Origin of the sequence: Sphingomonas sp. 3P27F8 (assembly GCF_005502745.1) — a bacterium.
Lineage (GTDB): Bacteria > Pseudomonadota > Alphaproteobacteria > Sphingomonadales > Sphingomonadaceae > Sphingomonas.
Window position 1 is genome coordinate 50,077 of sequence record NZ_SCNL01000010.1, and the last position, 25,638, is coordinate 75,714.

At 63.9% G+C, this 25,638-nt stretch carries 21 protein-coding genes; 18 read left to right on the forward strand and 3 right to left on the reverse strand.

The window, feature by feature from the left end; translation table 11 throughout:
- Positions 1 to 4: 4 nt before the first annotated feature.
- The 5 genes from FFS35_RS12710 to FFS35_RS12725 all read left to right on the forward strand — a co-directional run bounded on the left by FFS35_RS12710 (position 5) and on the right by FFS35_RS12725 (position 5,654).
- Positions 5 to 2,863, forward strand: coding sequence for a PAS domain-containing protein (locus tag FFS35_RS12710; RefSeq protein ID WP_137787471.1), 2,859 nt, complete (start codon positions 5 to 7; stop codon positions 2,861 to 2,863).
- A 247-nt stretch (positions 2,864 to 3,110) separates the two neighbouring features.
- Positions 3,111 to 3,605, forward strand: coding sequence for a DUF427 domain-containing protein (locus FFS35_RS12715; protein ID WP_137787557.1), 495 nt, complete (start codon positions 3,111 to 3,113; stop codon positions 3,603 to 3,605).
- 15 nt (positions 3,606 to 3,620) lie between these two features.
- Positions 3,621 to 4,961, forward strand: a complete 1,341-nt coding sequence (locus tag FFS35_RS12720; protein ID WP_137787472.1) for an AarF/ABC1/UbiB kinase family protein — start codon at positions 3,621 to 3,623, stop codon at positions 4,959 to 4,961.
- Between the two features lie 254 nt (positions 4,962 to 5,215).
- Positions 5,216 to 5,362 carry a hypothetical protein gene (locus FFS35_RS20015; RefSeq protein ID WP_171007618.1) on the forward strand — a complete coding sequence of 49 codons (147 nt, stop codon included), beginning with the start codon at positions 5,216 to 5,218 and terminating at the stop codon, positions 5,360 to 5,362.
- Positions 5,346 to 5,654 carry a hypothetical protein gene (locus FFS35_RS12725; RefSeq protein ID WP_137787473.1) on the forward strand — a complete coding sequence of 103 codons (309 nt, stop codon included), beginning with the start codon at positions 5,346 to 5,348 and terminating at the stop codon, positions 5,652 to 5,654. The genes FFS35_RS20015 and FFS35_RS12725 overlap by 17 nt, the downstream gene beginning before the upstream one ends.
- 15 nt (positions 5,655 to 5,669) lie before the next feature.
- On the opposite strand, the gene FFS35_RS12730 is transcribed toward FFS35_RS12725, so the two are convergent.
- A complete protein-coding gene (locus FFS35_RS12730) occupies positions 5,670 to 8,246 on the reverse strand; it encodes a TonB-dependent receptor (RefSeq protein WP_137787474.1) in 2,577 nt (858 codons plus the stop codon).
- Between the two features lie 155 nt (positions 8,247 to 8,401).
- On the opposite strand from FFS35_RS12730, the gene FFS35_RS12735 reads away from it, so the two are divergent.
- From FFS35_RS12735 to FFS35_RS12780, 10 genes are all read left to right on the forward strand, one after another.
- Positions 8,402 to 9,346, forward strand: a complete 945-nt coding sequence (locus FFS35_RS12735; RefSeq protein WP_137787475.1) for an aldo/keto reductase — start codon at positions 8,402 to 8,404, stop codon at positions 9,344 to 9,346.
- Between the two features lie 53 nt (positions 9,347 to 9,399).
- Complete coding sequence (locus FFS35_RS12740; protein WP_249341613.1) at positions 9,400 to 10,443, forward strand: ABC transporter substrate-binding protein; 1,044 nt, start codon at positions 9,400 to 9,402, stop codon at positions 10,441 to 10,443.
- On the forward strand, positions 10,440 to 11,300 hold the full coding sequence (locus FFS35_RS12745; RefSeq protein WP_137787477.1) for an ABC transporter permease: 861 nt from the start codon (positions 10,440 to 10,442) through the stop codon (positions 11,298 to 11,300). Before FFS35_RS12740 ends, FFS35_RS12745 begins: the two co-directional genes overlap by 4 nt.
- The gene (locus FFS35_RS12750; protein WP_137787478.1) at positions 11,297 to 12,067 is read left to right on the forward strand and encodes an ABC transporter ATP-binding protein; all 771 of its coding nucleotides are present in this window, start codon (positions 11,297 to 11,299) and stop codon (positions 12,065 to 12,067) included. The genes FFS35_RS12745 and FFS35_RS12750 overlap by 4 nt, the downstream gene beginning before the upstream one ends.
- The gene (locus FFS35_RS12755) at positions 12,015 to 12,941 is read left to right on the forward strand and encodes an NADPH-dependent oxidoreductase (protein WP_249341614.1); all 927 of its coding nucleotides are present in this window, start codon (positions 12,015 to 12,017) and stop codon (positions 12,939 to 12,941) included. Before FFS35_RS12750 ends, FFS35_RS12755 begins: the two co-directional genes overlap by 53 nt.
- A 36-nt stretch (positions 12,942 to 12,977) precedes the next feature.
- A complete protein-coding gene (locus FFS35_RS12760; RefSeq protein WP_137787479.1) occupies positions 12,978 to 14,090 on the forward strand; it encodes an LLM class flavin-dependent oxidoreductase in 1,113 nt (370 codons plus the stop codon).
- A gap of 15 nt (positions 14,091 to 14,105) precedes the next feature.
- Positions 14,106 to 15,359 carry a sulfite dehydrogenase gene (gene soxC / locus FFS35_RS12765; protein ID WP_212742207.1) on the forward strand — a complete coding sequence of 418 codons (1,254 nt, stop codon included), beginning with the start codon at positions 14,106 to 14,108 and terminating at the stop codon, positions 15,357 to 15,359.
- Positions 15,352 to 15,966: a cytochrome c gene (locus FFS35_RS12770; protein WP_137787481.1), complete on the forward strand. Its 615-nt coding sequence runs from the start codon at positions 15,352 to 15,354 to the stop codon at positions 15,964 to 15,966. Before soxC ends, FFS35_RS12770 begins: the two co-directional genes overlap by 8 nt.
- A 763-nt stretch (positions 15,967 to 16,729) precedes the next feature.
- Positions 16,730 to 17,407, forward strand: a complete 678-nt coding sequence (locus tag FFS35_RS12775) for a nitroreductase (protein ID WP_137787482.1) — start codon at positions 16,730 to 16,732, stop codon at positions 17,405 to 17,407.
- A 26-nt stretch (positions 17,408 to 17,433) separates the two neighbouring features.
- Entirely contained in the window at positions 17,434 to 19,143 is a 1,710-nt protein-coding gene (locus tag FFS35_RS12780; protein ID WP_137787483.1) for a class I adenylate-forming enzyme family protein, read from the forward strand.
- Here the strand turns inward: FFS35_RS12780 and FFS35_RS12785 are convergent.
- Positions 19,140 to 20,450 (reverse strand): MATE family efflux transporter, encoded by a 1,311-nt coding sequence (locus FFS35_RS12785; protein ID WP_137787484.1) that lies wholly within the window; start codon positions 20,448 to 20,450, stop codon positions 19,140 to 19,142. The two genes, FFS35_RS12780 and FFS35_RS12785, sit on opposite strands and share 4 nt — an antisense overlap.
- Before the next feature lie 164 nt (positions 20,451 to 20,614).
- Between FFS35_RS12785 and FFS35_RS12790 the strand changes: the two genes are divergently transcribed.
- Entirely contained in the window at positions 20,615 to 21,943 is a 1,329-nt protein-coding gene (locus FFS35_RS12790; protein ID WP_137787485.1) for an MFS transporter, read from the forward strand.
- Between the two features lie 6 nt (positions 21,944 to 21,949).
- Here FFS35_RS12790 and FFS35_RS12795 read toward each other — a convergent pair whose 3' ends face one another.
- Positions 21,950 to 23,035 (reverse strand): VacJ family lipoprotein, encoded by a 1,086-nt coding sequence (locus FFS35_RS12795; protein WP_137787486.1) that lies wholly within the window; start codon positions 23,033 to 23,035, stop codon positions 21,950 to 21,952.
- 336 nt (positions 23,036 to 23,371) lie between these two features.
- Here FFS35_RS12795 and FFS35_RS12800 point away from each other — a divergent pair, with 336 nt between their 5' ends.
- Both FFS35_RS12800 and FFS35_RS12805 read left to right on the forward strand, forming a co-directional pair.
- Positions 23,372 to 24,811, forward strand: coding sequence for a carotenoid oxygenase family protein (locus FFS35_RS12800; protein WP_137787487.1), 1,440 nt, complete (start codon positions 23,372 to 23,374; stop codon positions 24,809 to 24,811).
- A gap of 39 nt (positions 24,812 to 24,850) precedes the next feature.
- Positions 24,851 to 25,630, forward strand: coding sequence for an SDR family oxidoreductase (locus FFS35_RS12805; protein ID WP_137787488.1), 780 nt, complete (start codon positions 24,851 to 24,853; stop codon positions 25,628 to 25,630).
- The last annotated feature ends 8 nt before the right edge of the window (positions 25,631 to 25,638 follow it).

The following is a 25,638-nucleotide window of genomic DNA, read 5'->3' on the forward strand; positions in this document are numbered from 1 at the left end:
GCGCTTGAACCGAACTATCGCAGAGGGCGCGCTGATCCTGGCGCCACATGGCCGCGACGCCGCGGTGGCGAAGTCGATACTGCACGAGGCCAGGATGGAGGCGGCGACCGTCCCCGACATTCCGTCCTTCGTGAAAGCGCTGCGCGACGGAGCGGGGTTTGCGATCGTCACTGAGGAAACGCTGCGCGGCGCCGACCTGCGCGATCTGGCCGCGTTCATCGCCGAACAGGCCGAGTGGTCAGATTTTCCGTTTATCTTGCTCACCGCGCGCGGCGGCGGGCTGGAGCGTAATCCCGGCGCGGTGCGGCTGCTCGAGACGCTGGGCAACGTCACTTTCCTCGAACGCCCGTTTCATCCAACGACGCTCATCAGCCTGGCCCGCGCAGCGCGGCGCGCTCGGTTGCGGCAATATGAGGCGCGTACCCGACTCGAGGATATTCGCGCCGGGCAGGATCGGCTGCGCGTAGCGCTGTCGGCGGGTGGGCTCGCTGCGTGGACGATGGAGCTGAAGACCAACACGATATTCGCATCGGACGATTGCAAGGCGCATTATGGGCGCACGCCCGACGAACCCTTCACTTATGACGAACTGCGCGCGTCGGTCCATCCCGACGACAGCGACCGGATGCGCGAGGCCGTCGAACGGTCGATATCGACCGGCGGCGACTATGACATCGAGTATCGCTGCCTGTGGCCGGACGGGTCGCTTCACTGGGTTCAGGTCAACGGCAAGGTCGAAACCGATGCCCGCGATCGGCCCATCCGGATTGTAGGCGTATCGCAGGACATCACGGCGCGGCGCCGTACGCAGAACCATCAGGCCGGCTTGATCGCGCTCAGCGACGGTTTGCGCCAGATGACTGACCCTGCCGACATGTCGTATCTCGCCGCGCAGATCATTGGCACGACATTGGGCGTGAACCGCGCGGGCTACGGCCTTATCGATCGAATCGACGAGACAATCACGATCGACCGCGACTGGAACAGCCCGGGGACAACCACAATCGCCGGGGTGCTGCATTTTCGAGACTACGGCTCATACATCGAAAACCTGAAACGTGGCGAAGTGGTCGCGATTGCCGACGCCCGTCTCGATCCGCGCACGGCAGCGGGCGCCGATGGGCTCGAGGCGATCCATGCCCTTGCGTTCGTCAACATGCCAGTAGTGGATCATGGCGACTTCGTCGCGTTGCTCTATCTCAACAACAAGAGCGTGCGGCAATGGACTGCCAACGACTTGGCGTTCGTGCGCGACGTTGCCGACCGGACACAGGCGGCAATCGAGCGGCGCAATGCCGAGACCGCGCTGGCCAAGCTGGCGGCGTCGCTGGAGCACCAAGTCGAAGAACGGACGCGCGAGCGAGACCGAACCTGGCAGAACTCGCAGGATTTGCTCGCCGTGGTCGCTTCCGACGGCACCTTCCTATCGGTCAATCCGGCCTGGACCACGGTGCTCGGCTGGCAGCCCGATGAAGTTGTCGGCCGCAACTATGCCGCGCTCAGTCATCCTGATGACCAGGCATCAAGTGACGCTGCGCATGAGCTCGCGAAGGCCGACGTGCTGCGTCAGTATGAGAACAGGGTTTTGCACAAGGACGGCTCACATCGGTGGGTGTCTTGGGTCGCGTCAGCCGAAGGTGATCGGGTCTACGCCAGTGGCCGTCACGTCACCTTAGAGAAGGAGGCGCAACTCCAGCTAGAGGCAGCGCAGGAGCAACTCCGGCAGGCGCAGAAGATGGAGGCGGTCGGCCAGCTGACCGGCGGGCTGGCGCATGATTTCAACAACCTGCTGACCGGCATTTCGGGCGGTCTGGAACTGATCGAGATGCGCATCAAGCAGGGGCGGTCGGGAGAAATTGGAAAATATGTCGAAATGGCGCGCACCGCGGCCAAGCGCGCCGCGGCGTTGACGCACCGCCTGCTCGCCTTCTCACGCCGCCAGACGCTCGATCCGCGGCCGGCCGACATCAATCGCCTGATCGCCAATCTAGAGGAATTCCTGCGGCGTTCGGTCGGTCCGCAGGTCGAGATCGAGATGGTCGGCGCGGGCGGATTGTGGACCACGTTGGTTGATGCCAATCAGCTTGAGAATGCGCTGCTCAACCTGTGCATCAACGCGCGGGACGCAATGCCCGACGGCGGGCGGATCACGATCGAGACCGCAAACAAATGGCTCGATTTCTCCGGCGCGCGCGAGCGCGACTTGCCGCCCGGTCAATATGTCTCGCTCTGCGTCACCGACACCGGCATCGGGATGTCGGCGGAGACTATCGAACGCGCGTTCGACCCGTTCTTCACCACCAAGCCGCTTGGCGAAGGCACCGGACTTGGTCTTTCGATGATCTACGGTTTCGTGCGGCAGTCAGGCGGCCAGGTGAGGATTTATTCCGAAGTGGGACAAGGCACGACGATGTGCCTTTATTTCCCGCGTGTGCATTCGCCCGACCAAGCGGAGCCGGAATCGCCCGACCATGCGCCGCCGCCACCGTCCTTGGTCGGTGAGACCGTATTGGTCGTCGACGACGAACCCGCGATCCGCGCGCTGATCCTCGATACGCTGGCCGAACTGGGGTATAACGCGATCGAGGCTGGCGACGGCCCCGCCGGGCTGACGCTATTGCGGTCACTGCCGGGCATACAATTGCTCGTAACCGATGTCGGATTGCCCAAGGGGATGAACGGCCGCCAACTCGCCGACGCCGCGCGGGTCGAACGCCCCGACTTGAAGGTGCTGTTCATCACCGGCTACGCCGAGAATGCGGTGATCGGCAATGGCCAACTCGAACCCGGCATGCACCTCCTGACCAAACCATTCGCGATGGATGCACTCGCGGGCCGCATCCGCGATATCATTACCGAGTGAACCCCGCTCCGCTTCAATGGCCCGACGGCGCCTGATGCGCTCCGACCGTCAAGACCGGGATAGCCGGGTCGGCGGTCCGGGGACGTCGTCGATAAGCCCTTGGATGACAGCTTTTGGGGAGGTCACGCCGTCAGCTTGAATGCCTGCTCTGGAGGCTCGAAGCCGACGGGCGATGATTTTGCCCGCATGGCTCGATAAACGCGCTGCGGCGTTATACCGTCATGAACTGCCGACTGCGCGGAAACCCATGAGGCCCGTCCCGGACCCCATCATGCCCGGTCAGGAAAGCGTCTGGTCGTTCCCACGACCTGCTATCGCCGAACCAACCGCGGCGCACATCATGATCGAACATGCGGGTCTGGTGATCGCTGATACGCGAGCAGCCATCCGCACCTTGGAGACGAGCCACCCGCCCAGCTACTACATCCCGCGCACTGACATACTCCCAGGAATATTGCTGCAAGCCGAAGGTTCGTCATTCTGCGAGTGGAAGGGAACCGCGACCTATTGGGACGTGATCGTAGGCAGTGAGGTTCTCTCGCGGATCGGCTGGAGCTATCACCGCCCGACCCCGCAATTTCAAATTCTCAGGGATCACGTCGCTTTCTATGCAGGGCCGTTCGACCGCTGTTCCGTCGATGGTGAAACGGTCGTGCCACAGGCAGGCGGCTTCTACGGTGGCTGGATCACCAGCAAGGTCACCGGCCCTTTCAAGGGCGTTGCTGGCAGCCGGCTTTGGTAATCGAAGGACGTTCGCATGACGGGAGAACGTGATCGACGCGGTCGTCCGGTGCCGAGCGGGCGGCTCTCCCGCCTTGGCGCGTTCGGCAAGATCGCCGGCGGTGTCGCCGGAGGAGTGCTTGCGGAGAGTGCGAGGCGGCTGGCCGGCGGTCAGCGGCCCAGGATGAGCGACTTGCTGCTGACTCCGGCGAATGTCGGTCGGGTCGCGGAGCAGTTGTCGCACCTGCGCGGCGCCGCGATGAAACTGGGTCAGATGATCTCAATGGACGCGGGCGATTTTCTGCCCGCCGAGCTCACGCAGATCATGGCGCGACTACGCGACCGCGCGCATCACATGCCCCCGGCGCAGTTGCAGCAGGTGTTAGCCAGGGAATGGGGCAAAGACTGGCGGCGGCGCTTTTCCAGGTTCGACGCGACGCCGATCGCCGCAGCCTCGATCGGGCAAGTGCATCGGGCCGTGACGCCTGATCGGCGCGACCTCGCGATCAAGGTCCAGTATCCGGGCGTTCGGGCGAGCATCGACGCCGACGTCGACAATGTTGCGACGCTGCTTCGCCTTTCCGGCGTGCTGCCCAAGACGCTCGACATCGGCCCCCTGCTTGCAGAGGCCAAGCGCCAGCTGCATGAGGAGGCGGACTATTTGCGTGAGGCTAACCAGCTCGATCGCTTCGGCGCACTGCTTGCAGACAGCCCTGGCTATCTCGTGCCGGCAGTCGATCGCGCGTTCACCAACAGCGATGTGCTGGCAATGACGTTTGCCCAGGGTGTTTCGATCGAATCGCTCGTCAGTGAGGAGCAGACGATCCGTGACGCCGCCGCGCGTTCACTAATCGCCCTGGTGTTACGCGAGCTGTTCGAGTTCGGGCTGATGCAAACTGATCCAAACTTCGCCAACTATCGTTACGAAGCCGCGAGCGGCCGGCTCATCCTGCTGGATTTCGGTGCCACACGAGAAGTGAGCGCGGCCACGCGGGATGGCTATCGCGCGCTGCTTGGTGCCGGGTTGTCAGGGGATCGCGCGGCTGTGCGAGACGCCGCCGTCGCGGCTGGATTTCTTGGTATCGACGCGGTCTCGCGACATGCTGCCCTGGTTGACAGGATGGTCGACATCATACTTTCCGAGCTTAATCGCGAGGGGCCCTTCGACTTTGGCGATCGCGCTTTCATCGGCGTGCTGCGCGAGCAGGGCATGGAGATAGCAGCCGATCGCGCCACATGGCACCTCCCACCCATCGACACGCTCTTCGTGCAGCGAAAGATCAGCGGAACGGCGCTGCTTTGTGCCAGGCTCAGGGCGCGCGTGGATGTTCGGGAAATGGTGTTCGACGCTTTGCGACCGCCGCGACAGGCAGTTTAAATCGACTGGCGCTTCCATGCCCCGGGCTTCAGCTCCCAAGATAGATAGCCGATTTAGAGGAAGCATTTCATGATTTCAGCAAAGCGGCGCTGATTCAAGAAAGCATCGGGAACGCTCCGCCTCGATGAGCCAGACGGCATCGCGGGTGCCCCGTTTGGATCATACTCTTGTCATGGCGGAACGCGGCGATCGCGCGCGATAAGTGATAATCGCTCGAGCGCACCTCCCTCGCCACCACGGATCGCGGCAACCTGGTGGAGTTTCTCGCAATCGCCACTGCGGTGAAGAAACTCCCCGGACTTGCCGTCCAAACTGCCGCCCTTCCCATCCAGGCTATCATTGCCGACAAGGATACCTGGATCGATGGCACCCTCGGGATGGTGCTTGACCGAAAAAACTGACCGTGCGCAGCCAGAACCGAGCGTCTGCTCGCCGCTTTCACAAACCGCAGCGCTTGGGATCTGCACCGGTGGCGATGTCAAACAACGCTTGGTCGCGAGATCGATCCGTGAGTTCGGGCAGGAAGCGGACGGCCCGAACCTGTTGCTGAATCACCGGTCGATTGGCGCCGACGATTTCGCCAGCGCCAACGCGTTTGATTTACTGATGCTCATCCGCCGCCGCGTCCGATTCAGCCAACGCCGCTGGGCTACTCCGCCGATCACGTTATGGACGGGCATTCGGCGGACTTGAGCCCAAGCCGGTTCTCTAGAGTTTGGCCCTGAAGGTGATGCCATAGCGAGCCGGCTGGTTATAGTTGATCGTCCGCCCGAGGTACGCGGTCACGCCGGCGCCTGAAGGTGCAGCCAACAACGCCTGCGAAATGATGTTGCGCTCGTTGGTGGCGTTGTTTGCGAATAGCGAGATGTCATATTTGTCGTCATCCAGCCGCAAACCCGCACGCAGATTGAGATTAAACTGATTCGGCACTTGGGTGTAAATCGACTGTGTGACGCCGGTGCCATATGAGCTTGTGTAGGAATATTGCGCGTAGCTGTAGAATGTCGTTCTCGAGCCGATTCTGGCATCCCAGGACGGCGTAACCGACAGCGCCCATTTGGGCGAATAGGGTGCACGCTGCCCCTTGGCGTCGATATTGGCGATGCCGTTATAACTAAGTTCTGCTGGCGCGGGCAGCGACGGAGCCCGAGTATAGATGGCGTCGTTGTAGTTTCCATCGAACGTCAGCCGGAGGCCAGCGCCGAAATTGGCGGCGACGCTCCATTCGACGCCGCGCGCGCGAATATCGCCCACATTGGTAGCGCCGCGTTGTGGCGTGCCGTTGGGGAGCGTGAATGAAATCGACGTCTGAAATCCCTCGAGCTTTTCCTGATAGGCGGCCAGTGAGAGCGTCAGACGATGATCGAGCAGCGATGCCTTCACTCCCGCTTCGATATTGCTGGTCGTGGTTGGCTGTACGGGCGGCGCGGTCGGATTGAGCGAGCGATTGTTGAGATCGAGCCCGCCGGCCTGAAAGCCGGTGGCGTAGGCGATATAAGTAGTGACATCGGGCGTAAGCTTATAGGACAGGCTGGCCGTGTACGACAGATTGTCGTTCGACGTCCGGATGTTGAGCGGATAGCCGGTTGCGGCGACCGCCGTAGGATAGCCCGGCAGCGTATATGAAACACCAGCGTTTCGCTGCACGGCGTCGATCGCATTGTAGAATGCGTTGAGCTGTGCATTGGTGATGCCGACCGGGAGTGATGTCGGCAGCTGGCTGGTATCCACCGGGCTGCTGCCGTTCTTGCGATCGTAGGTGTAACGCAGCCCACCGGTCAGATCCAAAGCCTCGGTGATATGCCAGGTCGCCTGACCGTATGCCGCAATGTTGCGATTCTCCACACGCGTATCTTCAATGATCTGCTTGCCGGTCAGCTGTGATCGGAACGAAAGCGGAATGGGTACGAAGTTCGCGGTCCCTGCCAGGGTGTTATAGGCGTTGTACCAGGGAATTACGTCGGCGCCGAACTGGTGGATCACATAGTGATCGTCGAGTTTTGAATAATAAAGGAACGCGCCGGCCTGCCACTCGATCGGCCCTTTGCGCTTCGACGTCAGCCGAATTTCCTGACTGAACTGGTTGCTCTTGCTGATCGCCATATTGTTATAGATGTCGACCGGCGAGCTATCGCTGTCCTGCGGCGGATCGAACGACCAGCGCCGCCATGCCGTGATCGAGGTCAGCGTCGCCCAGCTCAAGTCATAGTCGGCCGTGATCGCCACCCCGGCGTTTGTGGTATGCATGTGATTATAATTGTTCGTGATGTTGACGCGCGGATCGACCGCCAGATTCCAGTTCTGCACACCACCGAAATTAGCCAACTGGCTCAGCGCATTTCGCGCCACCGTGACGCGCGCCTGTTGTGCCGCCGTGGTGTTTATCCCCCAATTACCGGGGCCAAAGATCTCGCTGATCCCGCCGCCCGAGCTGAAGCCCGATGAGCTGTCATCCTCCACGTTCAGATCGCCGGAGATATTCACCTTGAGTTTGCCGGCCTCGATCAGGAACTGCTGACGGATGCCCCAGCGTCCCGTTCCTGCAGTCTTGTCGTCGGTCGTCGCCGTCGGCGCGAAGATGCCTTTCTGTGCGGCCGCGCTGGCGAAGGCAGGCCGAAACGGTGTGGCGATCCAGCCATCGGCGCGCGTGCCATACGCCACGGTGCGATAAGCGATGTTGTCGCTAAGCGGGCCGGTCAGAATCGCCTTGGCCTGCGCAAAATTGTAGCGGCCATAGGACACTTCGAAAGTCTGGCTGGGCGTGAAGCTGGGCTTGTTGAAAGTAATATTCAGCGCGCCGGCGGCGGCGTTGCGACCGAACAAGGTGCCTTGCGGGCCACGCAGGACCTCAAAGCTCTGTACATCAACCAGATCCTGGAGCACCTGCCCAGGACGGGCTTGGTAGACGCCGTCGAAATAGACGCCGATCGCGTTGTCCAGCCCATCGGCCGCGGTCGGCGCATAGCCTATGCCGCGGATCGTCACCGAGAAGTTGCGCGGGTTCCCGCCGGTCGAATTCAGCCCGGGCGTCTGATCGATCAGGCTCTGCAGATCGATCGTACCTTTGCGCTCAAGTGTCTCGCCACTGATGGCCTGCAATGAAATCGGTACGTCTTTGATGTTCTCCGCGCGCCGCCGCGCCGTGACGAGCACTTCGCGCTGATGGTCTCCATCATCCGCCGGTCTCGCTTCGGCGCTTGGCCCCTCCTGCGCCCAGGCGGCGGCTGGCAGCGCGAGCGTGGATACGGTTGCCAGAAGTACGCGCTCAAACAGCGAACGGACCATCGAAATCCCCCTTACGTAATTCCCATCAATTCAGTATGACTTACTAATCAAGATTATTCCTATCGGATAAGTAGCAAATGTGAGCGCGAGTTTAGTTTTTCTGCATCGCGGCAATTCCAGGACCGATCCAACATCGGGGGGAAGGAGAAACGGACGTGGCAACCATCGGAAAACTGGGCGTCAGCGCGCAAGGGTTTGGCGCTATGGGTTTGTCGCACGTCTATGGGCAGGCGAACGAGGCGGACTCGATCCGCACGCTGCATCGCGCGATCGACCTAGGCATAACCTTCTTCGATACCGCGACCGGCTATGGCAATGGGCATAACGAGGAGTTGCTCGGGCGCGCGATTGCAGGTCGTCGCGACGGTCTGGTCATAGCCAGCAAATTTACACATCTGCGCGACGGTAAGCACGTGACGGCGCGCGAAGCCGTAGAGGCCAGCCTCAAGCGGCTTAATGTCGACCACATCGACCTTTATTATCTCCACCGCGTCGACCCCGACACGCCGATCGAGGAATCAGTCGACCAACTCGCCCGCCTGCGAGACGAGGGCAAGATCGGCGGTATCGGCGTTTCCGAGGCCAGCGCCGCACAATTACGCGCCGCCCATGCCGTCGCCTCGCTGACCGCCTTGCAGAGCGAATATTCGCTGTGGACGCGCGACGTCGAGGTCGAGATCCTGCCGACGACGCGCGAGCTCGGCATCGGCTTCGTCGCCTATAGCCCGCTCGGTCGCGGGTTCCTTGCAGGTGCCGGGCCGGTGGAAGCGAACGACCGCCGCAACATCCACCCACGCTTCACCGAAAACGCAGTCGCGGCGAACAGCCTGCGACGCCGAACCATCGAGGATGTCGCGGAGCGGCTCCGCGTGACCCCTGCGCAGGTCAGCCTCGCCTGGGTGTTGTCGAAAGGCGTTGTGCCGATCCCGGGCACCCGCCACATCGCCCACCTGGAGGACAATTGGGCGGCAGGTGATATCCGCCTCGACGAAGGCACGATCGAAGAGTTGGAGGCCGCATTCCCGCGCGGCGCCACCGTCGGCGACCGGTATCCGGCCGAACAGATGAAATCTGTGCCGGCAGAGCCTGCCCTCGCCTGATGCCGACGCCCGCGTCTCGCTGGCCCAGGGGTTCCGCAACGCTGGCCACCGTCGTGGCCGGGTCGATCGCCGCACTTGTCGCGTTTGCGCCAGTGCGTCACACCGGCGAGGCCAAGGCCGGCCTGCCGCTGACCGCTGCGCTACCCGAGCAAGTTCCGCCGGGCGTCGTGCTGCGGGTCGGCGATCCGGTGACGCGGTGGGTTTTCGAACATAATGGATGGGACAGGAAACTCCCGTTCCGCATTGAATGGGCCGAGATCACCGGCGGTCCGGACGTTACCGAAGCTTTTCATGCAGGCGTCTTGGATGTCGGCTTCGGGGCCAGCGTGCCGCCAATCCACGCCGTGTGGACGGGCATACCGGTACGGATCATCGCCTTCCGTGAATATGCCGACCGCGACAGCCGCCAAGCCTATGTGCTGGGTATCGCGCCGGAGGCGAAGATCCGCACACTTGCGGATCTGCGTGGTAAGCGCATCGCCTTCAGTCCCAGCCAGGTTCAGGCCCAGATCGTCATTGAGACCCTGAAGGCCGTAGGCATACCGCGCGATCAGGTGACGCTCGTCGAATTGCCATCAAGCATCGGCGGCGATGTTTACACCAACGCTTTGGTATCGGGCGCGGTGGATGCCGCGCCGATCCGCGCCGATCTCGTCGCTCAGCGCTACGTCCGCGACTATGGCGCGCGCGGTGCGCGCGTGATCAAGCACCCACCGTTCCGCGATGACGGCGGCACTATCTATGTCCCGGAAGCCGCGCTCGCCGATCCCGGCAAGGCGGCGGCGCTTCGCATCTTTGCCCATTATTGGGGGCTGGGTCAGGCGTGGATCAACGCACACCCAGAAGAGCTGGCGCGCGGCTATTATGCCGGGAAGCGTGGCTTGCCGATCGCCGACGCGCGCGTTCTTGCCGGCTATATCGCCAACGTTTCCGTACCGCGCAACTGGGCCGGCGCGATCGCTTACGAGCAATCCGCGATCGATACGCTTGGCCCCGAAACCAAGCACCCGCGGCTCGACGCCGCGACCCTGTTCGATCGCCGCTTCGAAACCATTGCCGGAGATGCGGCCGCCTCGGCTGAAGGACATCGCTCATGAACGCCTATCCCGAAGGGTTGCACGGACCGTTCTCCGAGGCGGCGACGCCGCTCCGCCCGCGGCATCGCCTTGCCGCGCCCAAGCAGCGCCTCAGCCCCGGTACGCCAGCGCGCTTCGGCGTGTTGCTGGGGCCGGGTCTACTTCTGCTCTACTGGTCGGTCCTGTCCGCGACCGGCTGGCTCGATCCACGTATTCTTCCGCCGCCATGGGCCGCAGTCACCACTGCAATCGACCTGATCCGCGACGGCCGACTGCAGGAAAATCTGTCGATCTCCGCCTGGCGCGCGATGACCGGCCTGGCTTTTGGCGTGGCAGTCGGCGTGACGCTGGCCCTGATCTCCGGCCTGTCGCTGCTTGGAGGCTACGTTATCGACGGATTGGTGCAGATCAAGCGCGGCGTGCCGATCCTCGCCCTGATCCCGTTTATGATCCTGTGGCTCGGCATCGGCGAGACGATGAAGATCACGCTGATCGCGACTGCCGTCTTCTTTCCAGTCTATATCAACACGCACAATGCGCTGCGCGCAATCGACATCCGTCATGTCGAATTGGCCGAAACCCTGCGGCTGAGCCGCTGGCAATTCCTGCGTTATATCGTCGTTCCCGGCGCACTGCCCGGGTTTCTGACCGGACTGCGATTCAGCGTTACCTCGTCATGGCTGGCGCTGGTCGTGGTCGAGCAGCTCAATGCGACGAGCGGCATTGGCTATATGGTCACGCTCGCACGCAATTACGCGCAGACCGATGTGATGCTGGTCGGCCTGGTCGTATATGCATTGCTCGGCTTCGGATCGGACGCGCTGGTGCGGCAGCTGGAGCGACGCCTGCTAGGCTGGCGCAGGACGCTCGGCCGATGACCGCCGATGTCGATTTTCCCGCAGTGCAGGTGCGCGCGCTCGTCCGCACCTTCACGCTGAAGGGTGTGCTCGACGGGATCGATCTCGACATCGCGCAGGGCGAGTTCGTCGCGCTGCTCGGTCGAAGCGGTTCGGGCAAGAGCACCCTGCTACGCGCACTGGCTGAAATCGATCACGAAGCGGCTGGCACCGGAGAGATCCGGCTGCCCGGGCGTAGCGCCGTGATTTTCCAGGACGCGCGCTTGCTGCCGTGGATGCGCATACTCGACAACGTGCTGCTGGGGATATCCGGCCGGCGTGACCGCGGCATTGAAGCGCTGGCCGAGGTCGGCCTGGCCGGAAGAGAACGCGCATGGCCGCACGAACTCTCGGGCGGCGAGCAGCAGCGCGTCGCACTGGCCCGCGCTTTGGTGCGTGAGCCTAAACTCCTGCTGGCCGACGAACCCTTTGGCGCGCTCGATGCGCTTACCCGCATCCAAATGCACACGTTGCTGCGCCGGCTGATCACGGTGCACGCGCCGGCCGTATTGCTGGTGACGCATGACATCGATGAGGCGATCCTGCTCGCCGACCGTGTACTGGTGCTCGAGAACGGCCGGATCGCCGCCGATCTGGCCATAGACCTGCCCGAAAACGCGATCGCGCGGCATCGTCGGACTACAGAATTGCGCGATCTGCTCCACCGATTGCTCGGTGTCGGGAATGAACCCGCCGATGGTCAGGACGACGGCGACACCGCTCGATTTCTCGGAGGACAAAATGGGTGACGTGACCAAGATGTTAAGCCGGCCGGGAGCCGACGCGCATCCTTCGGACGATATGGACGCGCGCCTCGGCCAGCGCCTCTACGATCGCTACCGCGAGCCACTCGACCTTCCGCACGGCTGGAACGAGACGCTCGACACCATATTTGCCCACCGATCGGTGCGAGCTTTTCTGCCCGATCCTGTGCCGTCCGGCACGATAGAGCTACTGACGGCGGCGGCACAGTCGGCTGCCACCTCATCCAATCTCCAGCCGTGGAGCGTTGTCGCGGTCGAGGATCCGGAGCGCAAGGCACGGCTCGCCGCGCTGGCCGGAAATCAGAAGCAGATCATCGAGGCGCCGCTGCTTTTGGCTTGGATCGTCGATCATCACCGCCTGAGCCAGATCGGCGAGGAACTGGGAACGCCCACTGATGGTCTGCACTTCCTTGAAAGCTTCCTGCTCGCTGCGGTCGACACTTCGCTCGCCGCACAAAATGCCGTCGTCGCGCTGGAGTCGATCGGCCTTGGCGGCTGCTACATCGGCGGTATCCGCAATCACCCCGCTGAGGTCGCCGCCGAGCTTGGCCTGCCACCGCGGTCGTTCGCGCTGTTCGGTCTGACGATTGGCTATCCCGATCCCGCAGCGCGCGCGTCGGTAAAGCCGCGTCTGCCGCAGAAAGCCGTGCTGTTTCGCGAGCGCTATGGCTCGCTCGAAGGCGGCCCCCGCCTGCCGGTTGGCTACGATGCGCGGCTGCGAAGTTTCCAGCGCGAGCAGCACATGCCCGAGCGCGACTGGTCCCAGCAGGCCAGCCAGCGCGTGCGCGGGATCGATTCGCTCGCCGGACGGCATGTGCTGCGCGACGTCCTCCACCGTCTCGGCTTCCGCCTCGAATAGCCATTACCACCCATACGCAAGTGACGGAGTAATCCCATGTCGAACCCAACCGAGTTCCTGTGGTATATCCCCAACCAGATCGAGGGCGGCCATCGCGGCGACGTCATCGACGGCGATCCGAGCAGCCTCGACACGTTGACGCGCCATGCCGTGGCGCTCGAGGAGCATGGCTGGAAGGGCGCGCTGCTTGGCACCAGCTGGGGCCGCCCCGACACTTTCACCGTGGCGACCGCGATCACCGCGCGAACCAGAACCTTTGAACCGCTGATCGCGATCCGGCCGGGATATTGGCGCCCGGCGAACTTCGCCTCCGCTGCCGCCACGCTCGATCAGTTGAGCGAAGGCCGCGTGCGAATCAACATCGTCTCGGGCCAGGACAATCTGGCGGCTTATGGCGACAGTGAAGGCGATCAGGCGCATCGCTATGGCCGCACCAAGGATTTCATGCGTCTGGTGCGCCGGTTGTGGACCGAAACGGATGTGACGTTCGACAGCGAGCATTTCAGCGTTACCAACTCGACCGTGGCGCCGCGCATCACCCCGCGCGGTGATCGCCTTCACCCCCGGCTCTATTTTGGTGGCGCGTCCGAAGCGGCCGAGCGCGTCGCGGCGACCGAGGCTGATGTACAGCTGTTCTGGGGCGAACCACTGGATGGCGTCGCCGAACGCATCGCGCGGCTGAAGTCGCTGAGCCGCGACCTGGATCGAGACCTTCCGCCACTCCAGTTTGGGCTGCGCATTACGACGCTGGTGCGCGACACAACCGAGCAAGCCTGGAACGACGCTGAAGCCAAGGTCGACGAAATGGCCGCCAAGCATGGCCAGGTGGACGAGCATCGCCGATCCAAAGCAGTCGGTCAGCAGCGATTGCTCGACCTTCACTCGCGCGGCGAAGTGCTCGACGACAATCTCTATACGGCGCCCGGCCGTTACGGCGGCGGGGGCGCGGGCACGACCTGGCTGGTCGGATCGGCACAGGACGTTGCCAACTCGCTCAATAAATACCGAGCGCTCGGAATCGACCACTTCGTTCTGTCCGATACGCCCTATCTTTCGGAAATCGGGCGTCAGGGCGATCAGCTTCTGCCGCTCTTGCGCGATACGCCTTCGCAAGTGGAGCGCGAACTGGCCCGCGCCGCGCAGGTATGACCGGAAGCCGAACTGTTGCGGGAGGAATCTGAAGAGCGTGTCGCCGGGGGCGGGCTGCTCCACCGGCGCGCGCTGCTCGTTGGCGGCGCGGCGGCTATCGGTGGGCTGATTACGGGCGTCCATGCCGCGGTCAGCACGCGATCGCCCCTGTCGATGCTCACGCCCGGCGCACCGCTTTCAGGGTTCGATGGGCGTGATCGATCGCCAGATGGGCTCCAGCGCATCGTGCCGGACCTGCCATTTGCCGGCACCGGTTCGTCGCGCACGCCGCTTCAGTTGCTGAAGGGGACGATCACACCGAACGGCCTGCACTTCGAGCGCCATCACAACGGCATTCCAGCAATCGATCCGGCAGCTCACGAACTGCTCATCCACGGACTGGCGCGCAAACCCTTGCTGTTTCGCTACGAGGATTTGCTGCGCTACCGCCGCGAAACGCGCATCCTGTTCATCGAGTGCTCGGGTAATAGCGGCGGACTTGGTGCGGCGGAGCCATTGCAGGCCAGCGCCGGCCAGCTCAATGGGCTATTATCGTGCTCCGAATGGTCCGGCGTGAAGCTGTCGACGCTGCTCGACGAGGTAGGCATTGCGCCCGGCGCGCGCTGGATACAGGCGGAGGGCGCCGATGCGGCGGGGATGACGCGCAGCATTCCGCTGTCGATTGCGCTCGACGACGCCATGATCGCGCTGTTCCAGAACGGTCAACCGATCGAGCCGGCGCAGGGCTTTCCAATGCGGCTGCTGTTGCCCGGGATTGAGGGCAACGCCTCGATCAAATGGCTCAGGCGCCTGAAGCTGATGGCAGGGCCTGCCTTTTCGCGGGAGGAGACGTCGAAATATACCGATCTGCGAGCCGACGGTAAGGCCGACATGTTCTCACTCAGGATGGGCGTCAAATCGATCATTCTCCATCCTTCGTTCGGGCTCGATGTGCCGGGACCGGGCTATTACGAGATCAGCGGTCTCGCTTGGTCGGGTCGCGGCCGGATACGGAAGGTTGAGGTATCGGCCGATGGTGGCGCAAGCTGGGCGGAGGCCGCACTTGAGGGCGCAGCGTTGCCGCACGCGCTGACGCGGTTTGTTATGCCGTGGCGCTGGGCCGGCAATCCCGCGACCCTGATGAGCCGCGCGACGGACGAAACCGGCGCCGTGCAGCCCCGGCGTGATCTATGGCTCGCCAAATATGGCGGCGGTCAAGGTTATCACAGCAACGCGGTGCAGAGTTGGCGCGTCGATCCGACGGGCAAGGTCATGAACGTCTATGCCTAAACAGGTCGTCATTATCGGCGGTATCCTGGCCGGCGCCGCATTGCTCTCGCTCGGCAGGTTCCCGTCGATCATCGGCGATCAAGAACGTGGGCGCCCGGCCTCCGAAGAGGTGATCCACCGGATGGAGATCACCGTCGCCGGGGATGGCACTGGCCTGCCGGCCGGCACGGGATCCGTCGCTGAAGGCAGGGCAATCTTCAATCAGAAATGCGCCGCATGCCACGGCCCGGCAGGGCGTGGTGGAGTAGCCGACCGGCTGACTGGCGGAATCGATACGCTCACCGGCCCGAAGCCGATAAAGACCATTGCCAGCTACTGGCCCTACGCGCCCACTCTGTTCGACTATATCCGCCGCGCGATGCCCCTCACCGCACCACAGTCCCTGAAAGACCGCGAGGTTTACGCCCTCGTAGCCTATCTGCTTTCCATCGATGGCATCGTCGCCGCCGACGCCAGGCTGGATGCGCGAAGCCTCGCGCGGATCCGTATGCCGAACCGCGACGGTTTCGTCAGCCTGGAGAACAAGGCCTTCGACGGTAATATCGAGCGGAAGCAACACCCATCGTCCAGTTCGCGCGTTGTGCCCCAAGCAGCAGCACATCCGTGAAAACTAGCTTTGTCGCTGGTAACGCTTGGTGGTCGCACGCGACTTCGTAGGTGCTGGACGCGATGCTCCGCATCGGTTGAGAACGGACAAGCGCCCGCCGCAGCTGGGCATCAGGCTTGATCTAAACCGAAGGTCAACCGGACAGGCGGATGCAGGCATGGTCCCCGTGCAGGGGCCGGACCGACGCCGAACCGCTCGCGTGCCACGCGCTTGCCCTCGGCAGGGGCTGTGCCAGCAGCGGCTTCACGCGGCGCTGCTTGGCGAGCATACCTTCCGATTGGGCGACGATCACCTTCGGCCCGCGTTCCGGCGTGGTCAGCCCTCCCGCTACGTGTCCCGCATCCGCGCCACGTCATCGGATGCGTCAGTGTCCGCACCCACGTGATCCCGATCCCACGCGCCGCTTTCTCGTTCGGATTGTTGGTGCGACGCGTCAGATTCTGCGCGCGCGATGGCAGGATATCCTGATGCGGATAGTCACGGCGCGACCTGCGCCCGGCGTGGCGATCGCGATCGGCACTCAGCCGTTCCTGATGACGCGCGCCGAACCTTCCAGCATCTCGCTGACGGACCGGAAAAAAAGGGGCGCCGCGGAGAGGTTGACAAAAACCGGCGCAGCACGGATCAGTTCGACAATTAAGCGAATAGACTTAATGTGGAGAGAGCATGAAAGCACGCTGCGGCACCCTGGCTATCGGAGCGTATCGTGCGCGCGCGCCGGCCGGCCCCGAGCCCCTCTCGCCGCCCCGTGGGGAGGCCAGCTATGCTGTTTGACGAAGTCGTGCTGGGTCGCCGGAGCATTCGCGGATACAAGCCCGATCCTGTGCCAAGGGCGCTGATCGAGGAGATCATCGCGCTCGCCACCCGCGCGCCCTCGTCAATGAATACGCAGCCGTGGAATTTCTACGTCATCACCGGTGCGCCGCTCGATCGCATCCGCCTGGGCAATAGCGAGCGCATGGCCGCCGGCGTGCCGCAATCGCGCGAATTCCGCACCGGCCAGCCATTTGCCGGGCCGCATCGCGAACGGCAGGTGGATGTCGCCAAGCAGCTGTTCGGCGCGATGGGCATCGCCCGCGACGATCAGGCGCTTCGGCAAGACTGGGTGATGCGCGGTTTCCGGCAGTTCGATGCCCCGGTCTGCATCATCGTCACCTATGATCGCGTCCTCGACGGAAGCGACGATACCCCGTTCGATTGCGGTGCCGTGACCAATGCATTGGTGATGGCGGCATGGTCGCGCGGGCTGGGCACGGTCATCAACAGCCAGGGGATCATGCAATCCCCGGTAGTGCGCGAGCATGCCGGCATCCGCGAGGATCAGGTGATCCTGAAGAGCATCGCGCTCGGCTGGCCGGATGATGATTTCCCCGCGAACGCCGTGGTGTCGAACCGGAAGGCGGTGAGCGAAACGGCGGTGTTCGTGGGGTTCGAGGGCTGAAGCGCGCCAAGCGAGAGGATCGAAGAGTGCATTATACTGAGCTTCTGCAAGCCCGTCGTGAACTAACCGGTCCTGGCGGTCCGTTTGAGATCGTGGAGGCGGACGTTCTGGGCCACCGTCTGCGCGCGTACAAGAACCTGCCGAATTCGGTGCGCGACATGTGGCTCTCGACCGCGCAGTTCGGCGACAGCCCCTATCTCGTCTATCAGGACGAGCGGATCACCTATCGCGAGGCGCACGTGCGGGTGAATGCGGTGGCTGGATGGCTATGGGCGCAAGGGGTGCGTCCCGGCGACCGCGTGGCGATCGCGATGCGCAACTATCCCGAATGGTTGCTTGTCTACTGGGCATGCGTATCGATCGGCGTGGCCGCCGTTGGCATGAACGCGTGGTGGACCGGTGAGGAAATGGCCTACGCGCTCGCCGACTCCCGGCCAAAGGTGATGTTCCTTGATGCCGAACGCCTGGCGCGTTTCAACGAGCGACCGGAGCTTGCAGGCACTGTCACCCTTGTCGGCGTGCGGGTGCCGGACTCGGCCTTGCGTGCCTCGCCGCAGATCACGACCTGGGCCCAGGTCGCGGCGCACGGCGGCGAGATGCCCGATGCGGCGGTCGATCCCGACGACGACGCCTGCATCTTCTATACCTCGGGCACCACCGGTTTTCCCAAGGGCGCGCAGCTAACCCACCGCGGCTGCCTCACCAATTTGTTCAACATCATGTTCGCGGGTGCATCGACGGCGCTGGCGATGCAACGCGCGACCGGCATCGCGCCGCCCGCCGAACCTCCCGCGCCGCCGGTAACGCTGCTGACCACGCCGCTTTTCCACGTCACCGCCAACAATTGCGGCAGCAATGCGACTACCGCGGCCGGCGGCAAGCTGGTGCTGATGTATCGCTGGGATGCGGGCGAGGCGCTGCGCCTGATCGAGCGTGAAAGGGTCAGCTCGATGAGCGGTGTGCCGACGATGGCGCGTGAACTTATCAATCACCCCGATTTCGCTGCCACCGACACCTCCAGCCTGGTGGCTTTATCCGGCGGTGGCGCGCAGGTGCCCCCCGATCTCGTGCTGAAGATCGAGGCGCAGGTAAGCAGCGCGCGTCCCAGCACCGGCTATGGCATGACCGAGACGTGCGGCATCATCACCTCCGTCGCCGGGGACTTTTTCGTCGACAAGCCCGACAGCGCCGGGCCCCCCATGCCCAGCTTCGAGGCGAAGTGCGTGGATGATGACGGGAACGAGGTGCCGCAGGGCGCGATCGGCGAATTGTGGGTGAAGGGCGCCGCCGTCATCAAGGGTTATATCAACCGGCCCGAGGCGACAGCCGCCACGATCACCGATGGCTGGCTGCATACCGGCGATATCGCGCGGATCGACGAGGACGGCTTCATCTTCGTCGTGGATCGCAAGAAGGATATGGTGCTGCGCGGCGGCGAGAACGTCTATTGCGCAGAGGTGGAGGCGGGCATCTATCGGCATCCTGCGATCGCGGAATGCTGCGTGTTCGGCATTCCCGATGAACGGCTGGGCGAAGAGGTTGGCGCGGCGGTCGTGCTCAAACAGGGCGAGAGCATCACGCTCGATGCACTGCGCGATCATTGCTCGGTGCTGATGGCCAGGCATAAGGTGCCGCGCCACATCTGGCTGCTGGATGAAGCGCTGCCGCGCAACGCCAGCGGCAAATTCCTCAAACGCGAAGTGCGTGATCGGCTAATCCCCACTCTCGCCGTCTAGTCGCTCCCCGTTTCCCGCAGCAACCGGGGGAAACGCACACCGAGCGCGGCAGCGCGGTAGAGATAGCTGGCCAGCAGCGCGATCCAGACGCCGGCGACACCGTGCCGCCGGAGCAAAGCGTCGGTCGCGAGATAGAGCGCCAGCGCGAGCAGCGCCGCATTTCGCAGCGCTCGCCCGCGCGTCGCGCCGATGAAGATGCCATCCAGCCACCAGCTCGGCATCCCGATCAGCGGCACCAGCGCGCAGAATGGCAACATCGCCATAGCTTGCGCCTGCACCGCCGGGTCGCGCGTGATGAGCGCGATCAGCCACGGGCCGCCAGCCGCGATGCCGGCAGCGAACAACACGCCGCCCGCCAGCGAGAATTCACCCGTAAGCCGCGCGGCACGCAGCAGGTTGGCGCGCGATCCCGCCCCGATCGCCGCGCCAACCCGCGCCTCGGCGACGAACGCGAAGCCGTCGAGGACGAACGCGCTGACGCTGACGAACTGCATCAACACATGATTGGCGGCAAGCGGCACCGCGCCCAGCCGCGCGCCGGAACGGGTGAACCAGGTGAACAGAAGCAACAGAGCCACAGTGCGGATCATGATATCCGCGTTCACCGACAGCAGGCGGCGGAATGCTCCCGGCGCGAATATCGTTGGTCGCCCAATCCGCCACCAACTCGATCCCAGCACCTGCCGCGCGGCCCACAAGCCGCTTCCCAGCGCGATCCATTCAGCGATCGAGGTGCCGATGCCAGCGCCCCACGGGCCAAGCCCCAGCCCGGCGACGAACAGCACGTCGAGCACGATATTGACGCCGTTGAACGCCACCTGGCACGCCAGCGCCAGCCGCGTGCGCCCAAGGCCGAGCAACCAGCCGTTGAGCACATAGAAGCCCAACGCCGCCGGCGCACCAAACAGGCGCGCCGCCGTAAAGTCGTGCGCGGCCCTCGCCGCCGCCGCTGGCACGTGCATCAGTTCCAGCGCAGTCGGAACGATTAGCGGCGAAAGCAGCAGCAGCGCCGCTCCGAGCAAGATGCCGAGCAACAGCGCCCGCACCAGCAGCACACGCAATTCCGCCGCGTCGCCAGCGCCCAGCGCCTGCGCGCTGAGGCCGGTCACGCCCATGCGCAGGAAGCCGAAGGTCCAGAAGATCAAGCTGACGGTCGTGACCCCCAAAGCGACACCCGCCAGCATCGCGGCGTCGCCGGTACGCCCGATCACCGCCGTATCCACCACCCCGACCAGCGGCACCAGCGCCTGGCCAAGGATGATCGGCCACGCCTGGGCAAAGATATCGCGTCGATCGAATCCGCTCATGCCGCGCGAAATCCCATGAACGCGGCGGGTGCGCCACTATCGATCGACGACTGCATGCACATTTGCAGGGGCGCGACACCTCGCGGCAGTTGCGCGTGCCCGCCGGGGCGCTACCGTTCGGTGCCGCGCGCCCGCGCCATAGCGACCCGGAAAGGCCAAACGACATGAATCACGCCGCCGGCGCCGATGCAGCCCCGAGATCCGCGCGCGCGCGCCTTTGGTCGATCGTCGCGGGATCGGCGGGCAATCTTGTCGAATGGTATGACTGGTATGTCTATGCCGCCTTCACCCTGTATTTCGCGCCCGCTTTTTTCCCGGCGACCGATCGCACCTCGCAATTGCTGAACGCCGCGGCGATCTTCGCGGTCGGTTTCGTGATGCGGCCGATCGGCGCGTGGATGATGGGCCTGTATGCGGATCGTCGCGGGCGGCGCGCGGCGCTGAGCCTGTCAGTGACACTGATGTGCGCTGGATCGCTACTGATCGCGATCACCCCTTCGTTCGCGACGATCGGGCTGCTCGCGCCGGCGATACTGCTGCTCGCACGGCTGATGCAGGGCTTGTCGGTCGGCGGTGAATATGGCGCGAGCGCGGTCTATCTCAGCGAGATGGCGGGGCAGAAGCATCGCGGCTTTTTCTCGAGCTTCCAATATGTCACGCTGATCGCCGGCCAGCTGGTGGCCTTGTGCGTGTTGCTCGTGCTGCAGATGGTGCTGCGCGAGGATCAGCTTCACGCATGGGGCTGGCGCATCCCGTTCGCGATCGGCGGCGTGCTCGCGATCGCGGTATTCTGGTTGCGTCGCGGCATGTCGGAAACCGATTCCTTTCGTCGTCTGGGCGAGCGGCGCACCACGCGCGCCAACAGCCTGACGCTGATCCGGGATCACCCGCGTGAAGTGTTGCTGGTGATGGCGCTGACGGCGGGCGGCACGGTCGCTTTCTACACCTACAGCGTGTATCTCCAGAAGTTCCTCGTCAACACCTCTGGCTTTTCCGTACAGACGGCATCGCGCGTGATGACGGCGGCGCTGTTCTTCTACATGCTGCTACAGCCGGTCGCGGGCGCGCTTTCCGATCGGATCGGGCGGAAACCGCTGATGATCGCGTTCGGCGTCGCCGGAGCGTTATCGACCGTGCCGCTGTTCCACGCGCTGGAAACGGTATCGAACCCGCTCCACGCCCTCCTGCTCGTGATGGCAGCGCTGGTGATCGTGACCGGCTATACCTCGATCAACGCGGTGGTGAAGGCGGAACTGTTCCCCGCCGAGATCCGCACGCTGGGCGTCGCGCTGCCCTATGCGCTCGCCAATACGCTGTTCGGCGGCACGGCCGAATATGTGGCGCTGTGGTTCAAGTATATCGGCGCAGAGAACGGTTTCTACTGGTACGTCACTGCGATGATCGGCCTCTCGCTGATCGTTTACCTGACCATGCGGGAAACGCGCGAAACCGGCACGCTCGCGATGGAAAGCGCAGCGGCAGAGCCTAGCTAACGCGCGTCAGCGCGGCGCTTCACCGGGCGGCGGTTGCGGATGCTCTTCCACCGGCTGTTCTCCGCTGCGCTTCTTCACCGTCACTGGCCGGGTCGGCGCTTCGGACATCGGGCTGGAATTCTTCTGCCCCCTGCCCTTCAGTTCGTCGATCTCGTTCTGGCGGCGCTGGAGGTAGAAATCGCGCGAGCGGGCATAGGGATCGGACTGGCCGTCATGCAACTGGTGCAGCGTATCGTCGAAATCAGCCCGATGATCGAGCGCGCCGACCACGGCGAACGGCACCGCGAATGCCGGCCGCGTGATCCGCTTCCCATAGACGAAGGGGAAGATCAGCCGGTCCAGCGCACCGCCGATCAGGTCGCGCGGCGTGGTCGGGCCGACGATCGGCAGGAACAGGAACGGGCCGGGCTTGATACCGTAGAACCCGAAGGTGTTGGCAAAACCATTGCTGCGCCGCTGCCATTTGAACGGCTTGCGCTTCGCCATGTCGAAAATGCCCGCAACCCCCACCGTGGTGTTGACCGCGAACCGCCCCACCGTTTCGAGCGCGCGCCCGATCTTCAACTGCAGGATGAAGTTCAGGAAAACGACCGGCTCGCGCATATTGTAGAGAAAATTGTGCGCGCCATCGCGGATCGGCTTGGGCACCGCATCGCGATAGGCCAGCGCGAGGGGCCCGATCACCGCCTTGTCCACCGCTTCCGTCACCTCGAAAGATTTGAGGTTCACGCTCGCCAGCGGATCCGGTGCTTCCCAGTTGCTGCGCCCGGTTACGACAACGTCGCGCTGACCCGCCTCACGATCCGGTACGGGCGGACGCTCCCCCGGTGGGGGCGCAGCCTGCTGCTCTTCGTAGGTGGACACGATCCGCAGCGCGGCGGGAACCGCGAGCGGCTCCAGCGCGCCCGTCAGCGTGGGCACGGCCCGAACGGCAGGTGCGGTATAGCCCGCCAGGCCCATGTCGATCGCGCAATGCACGCCGCTTGCGACGATATCGGTGCATGTGCCCTGCGCTTCGGCCGCGCCGCCCACACTTGCCAGAACGCTCGCCGCGACAAGCAGCGCGGGCCGGTAGGCTAGGCACCCAGACATCGATTCCCCTTTTTCCCGGCTACAGCAACGGTAACGCCTCCACCCTCTGCGGCAAGCCACGTTGTTCGTCCATCCCGGCCGGAAAAGTCTGGTCAGCGCTGCCGTTGCAATCTCGTCGCCAGAACGGTCGAAGATGTCGAGCGCCGGACGCGACGGATAGTCATAGCCCGATAGATTACCCCGACGACGCCGTGCGCGACCAGAGCCGCGCGACGCCCCTCTAGGTGAAGAATAAATCAATTCAAAAGCGTATCCCGCTCGATACTCGCGACAGGCCAAATGTTGACAACGCTTACATTGAGCGTATGTTTACGGCGTTCACACTGGAGACTCGTCATGGCCGGAACCGTAGAAACCGCGATCCGCTCCGTTGTCACCAAGGGCGTGGGAATGGTGGCTGATTTCAATCGCAAGCACCTGCCGAAAACCGATCATCCCTTTCTCACCGGCATCCACCAGCCGCTCAGTGGCGAGATGACGCTGGTCGATCTGCCGGTAACGGGCACGATCCCCGAAGCGCTCGACGGCCGCTATCTGCGGATCGGTCCCAATCCGGTCAGCCCCGATCCGGCTGGTTATCACTGGTTCGTCGGCGACGGCATGGTCCACGGCATCGCGCTGAAGAACGGCAAGGCGCTATGGTACCGCAATCGCTGGATACGATCGCGAACGGTTGCTGGGGCGCTAGGCGAGACACCCGCGCCCGGCCCGCGACACGGCGGGTTCGATACGGTCAACACCAACGTCGTCGATATCGCCGGTCGCACCTGGGCATTGGTGGAGGCGGGCAGCTATCCGGTCGAGCTGAACCACACGCTGGACGAACAGACATACAATCCATTCGATAGCACGCTTGAAGGCTCGTTCACCGCGCACCCGCATCTCGATCCGCTAACCGGGGAAAACCACGCGATCGCCTATGAGGCGACAGAGCCCAACAGTATCCGGCACGTCGTCATCTCGGCTGATGGAAAGGTGACCCGCGAGCTGCCGATCCCGGTACAGCACGGGCCGTCGATCCACGATTGCGCGATCACTGCTCGCTATGCGGTGATCCTCGATCTGCCCGTCACCTTCTCGATGAGGGCGCTGATCGGCGGGCATCGCTTCCCCTACCGATGGAACCCTGAGCATCGCGCGCGTGTCGGGCTGCTGCCGCGAAACGGCGAAGCGACGGACGTGATCTGGTGCGACGTCGATCCGGCTTACGTGTTCCACGTCGCAAACGCCTATGACGATGAAGATGGTCGGGTGGTTATGGACGTTTGCGCCTACGAGACCATGTTCGCAGACGGAACGGAGGGGCCGAACGGGCGCAACATGGGCCTGGAACGCTGGACAATCGATCCACACGCACGGCGCGTGGCCCGCAGCACGATAGACAGCAGCCCACAGGAATTCCCGCGCCCGGACGAACGCCGCTTCGGCCAGCCCTATCGCTACGCTTACACGATGGCGCTGCCCGATTCGCCGGACGAGCGCTTCGTTGGCGCGACCCGGCTCTACAAGCACGATTTGGAGACGGGCATCCGTGACACGCATGATTTCGGCGTGGGCCGTTATCCCGGCGAATTCGTGTTCGTGCCGGCGCATGATGATGCGGCGGAGGATGAGGGGTGGCTGGTAGGGCTGGTAATCGATCTGCCCAACGAAACGACTGATCTCGCCATCATCGATGCGCGCGACTTTTCGGGCACGCCAGTCGCAAGCGTCCGTGTGCCGCATCGCATTCCGCCAGGGTTCCACGGCAACTGGCTGGCTTCACAACGAGGCTGAGAAAGTCCATGCGCGTTGCCCTACAATGGGAGGGCGCGCATGGACTTGGGACTCGAAGGCAAGACGGCGATCGTCTGCGCATCCAGCCATGGGTTGGGCCGTGCCTGCGCCGCCGAACTGGCGCGGGCGGGCTGCACCCTGGTGCTCAACGGTCGCGATGCTGAGGCGCTCGACGCAACCGCGCAGGCCCTCCGCGACGAAACGGGCGTTCGGGTGGAGGCCATCGCGGGCGATATCGCCGATGCCGATGTACAACGGGCGCTGGTCGCCGCCGCCGGCGCGGTCGATATCCTCGTCAACAATAATGGCGGCCCGCCACTGCGCGATTTCCGTCAACTCGATGGCGACGCGATCCACGCGGGTCTTGATGCGAACATGGTAACGCCGATCCGCATGGTGCAACAGGTGATCGACGGCATGGTTGAACGCGGCTTCGGCCGGATCGTCTGCATCACGTCCGCCTCGGTGAAGGCGCCCACCCCCGGCCTCGACCTGTCCAGCGGCGCGCGGATCGGGCTCACCGGTTTCCTCGCCGGCGTCGCGCGGCAGGTGGTCGCATCGGGCGTGACGATCAACTTTCTGCTGCCGGGCCTGTTCGCGACGCGCCGGCTGGAGGGAGTTCATCGCTTCGCCGCGCAGGCGCAGGGGGTCGATGAGGCGGAAGCCGAGCGCCGAAGCCGCGAGCGCGTCCCTGCGCGCCGTTTCGGTGATCCGGCGGAGTTCGGCGCAACCTGCGCATTCCTGTGCTCCCGGCACGCGGGCTATATAACGGGTCAAAGCCTGCTGATCGACGGCGGCAGCTACGCCGGCATTATGTAGCTTCGCCC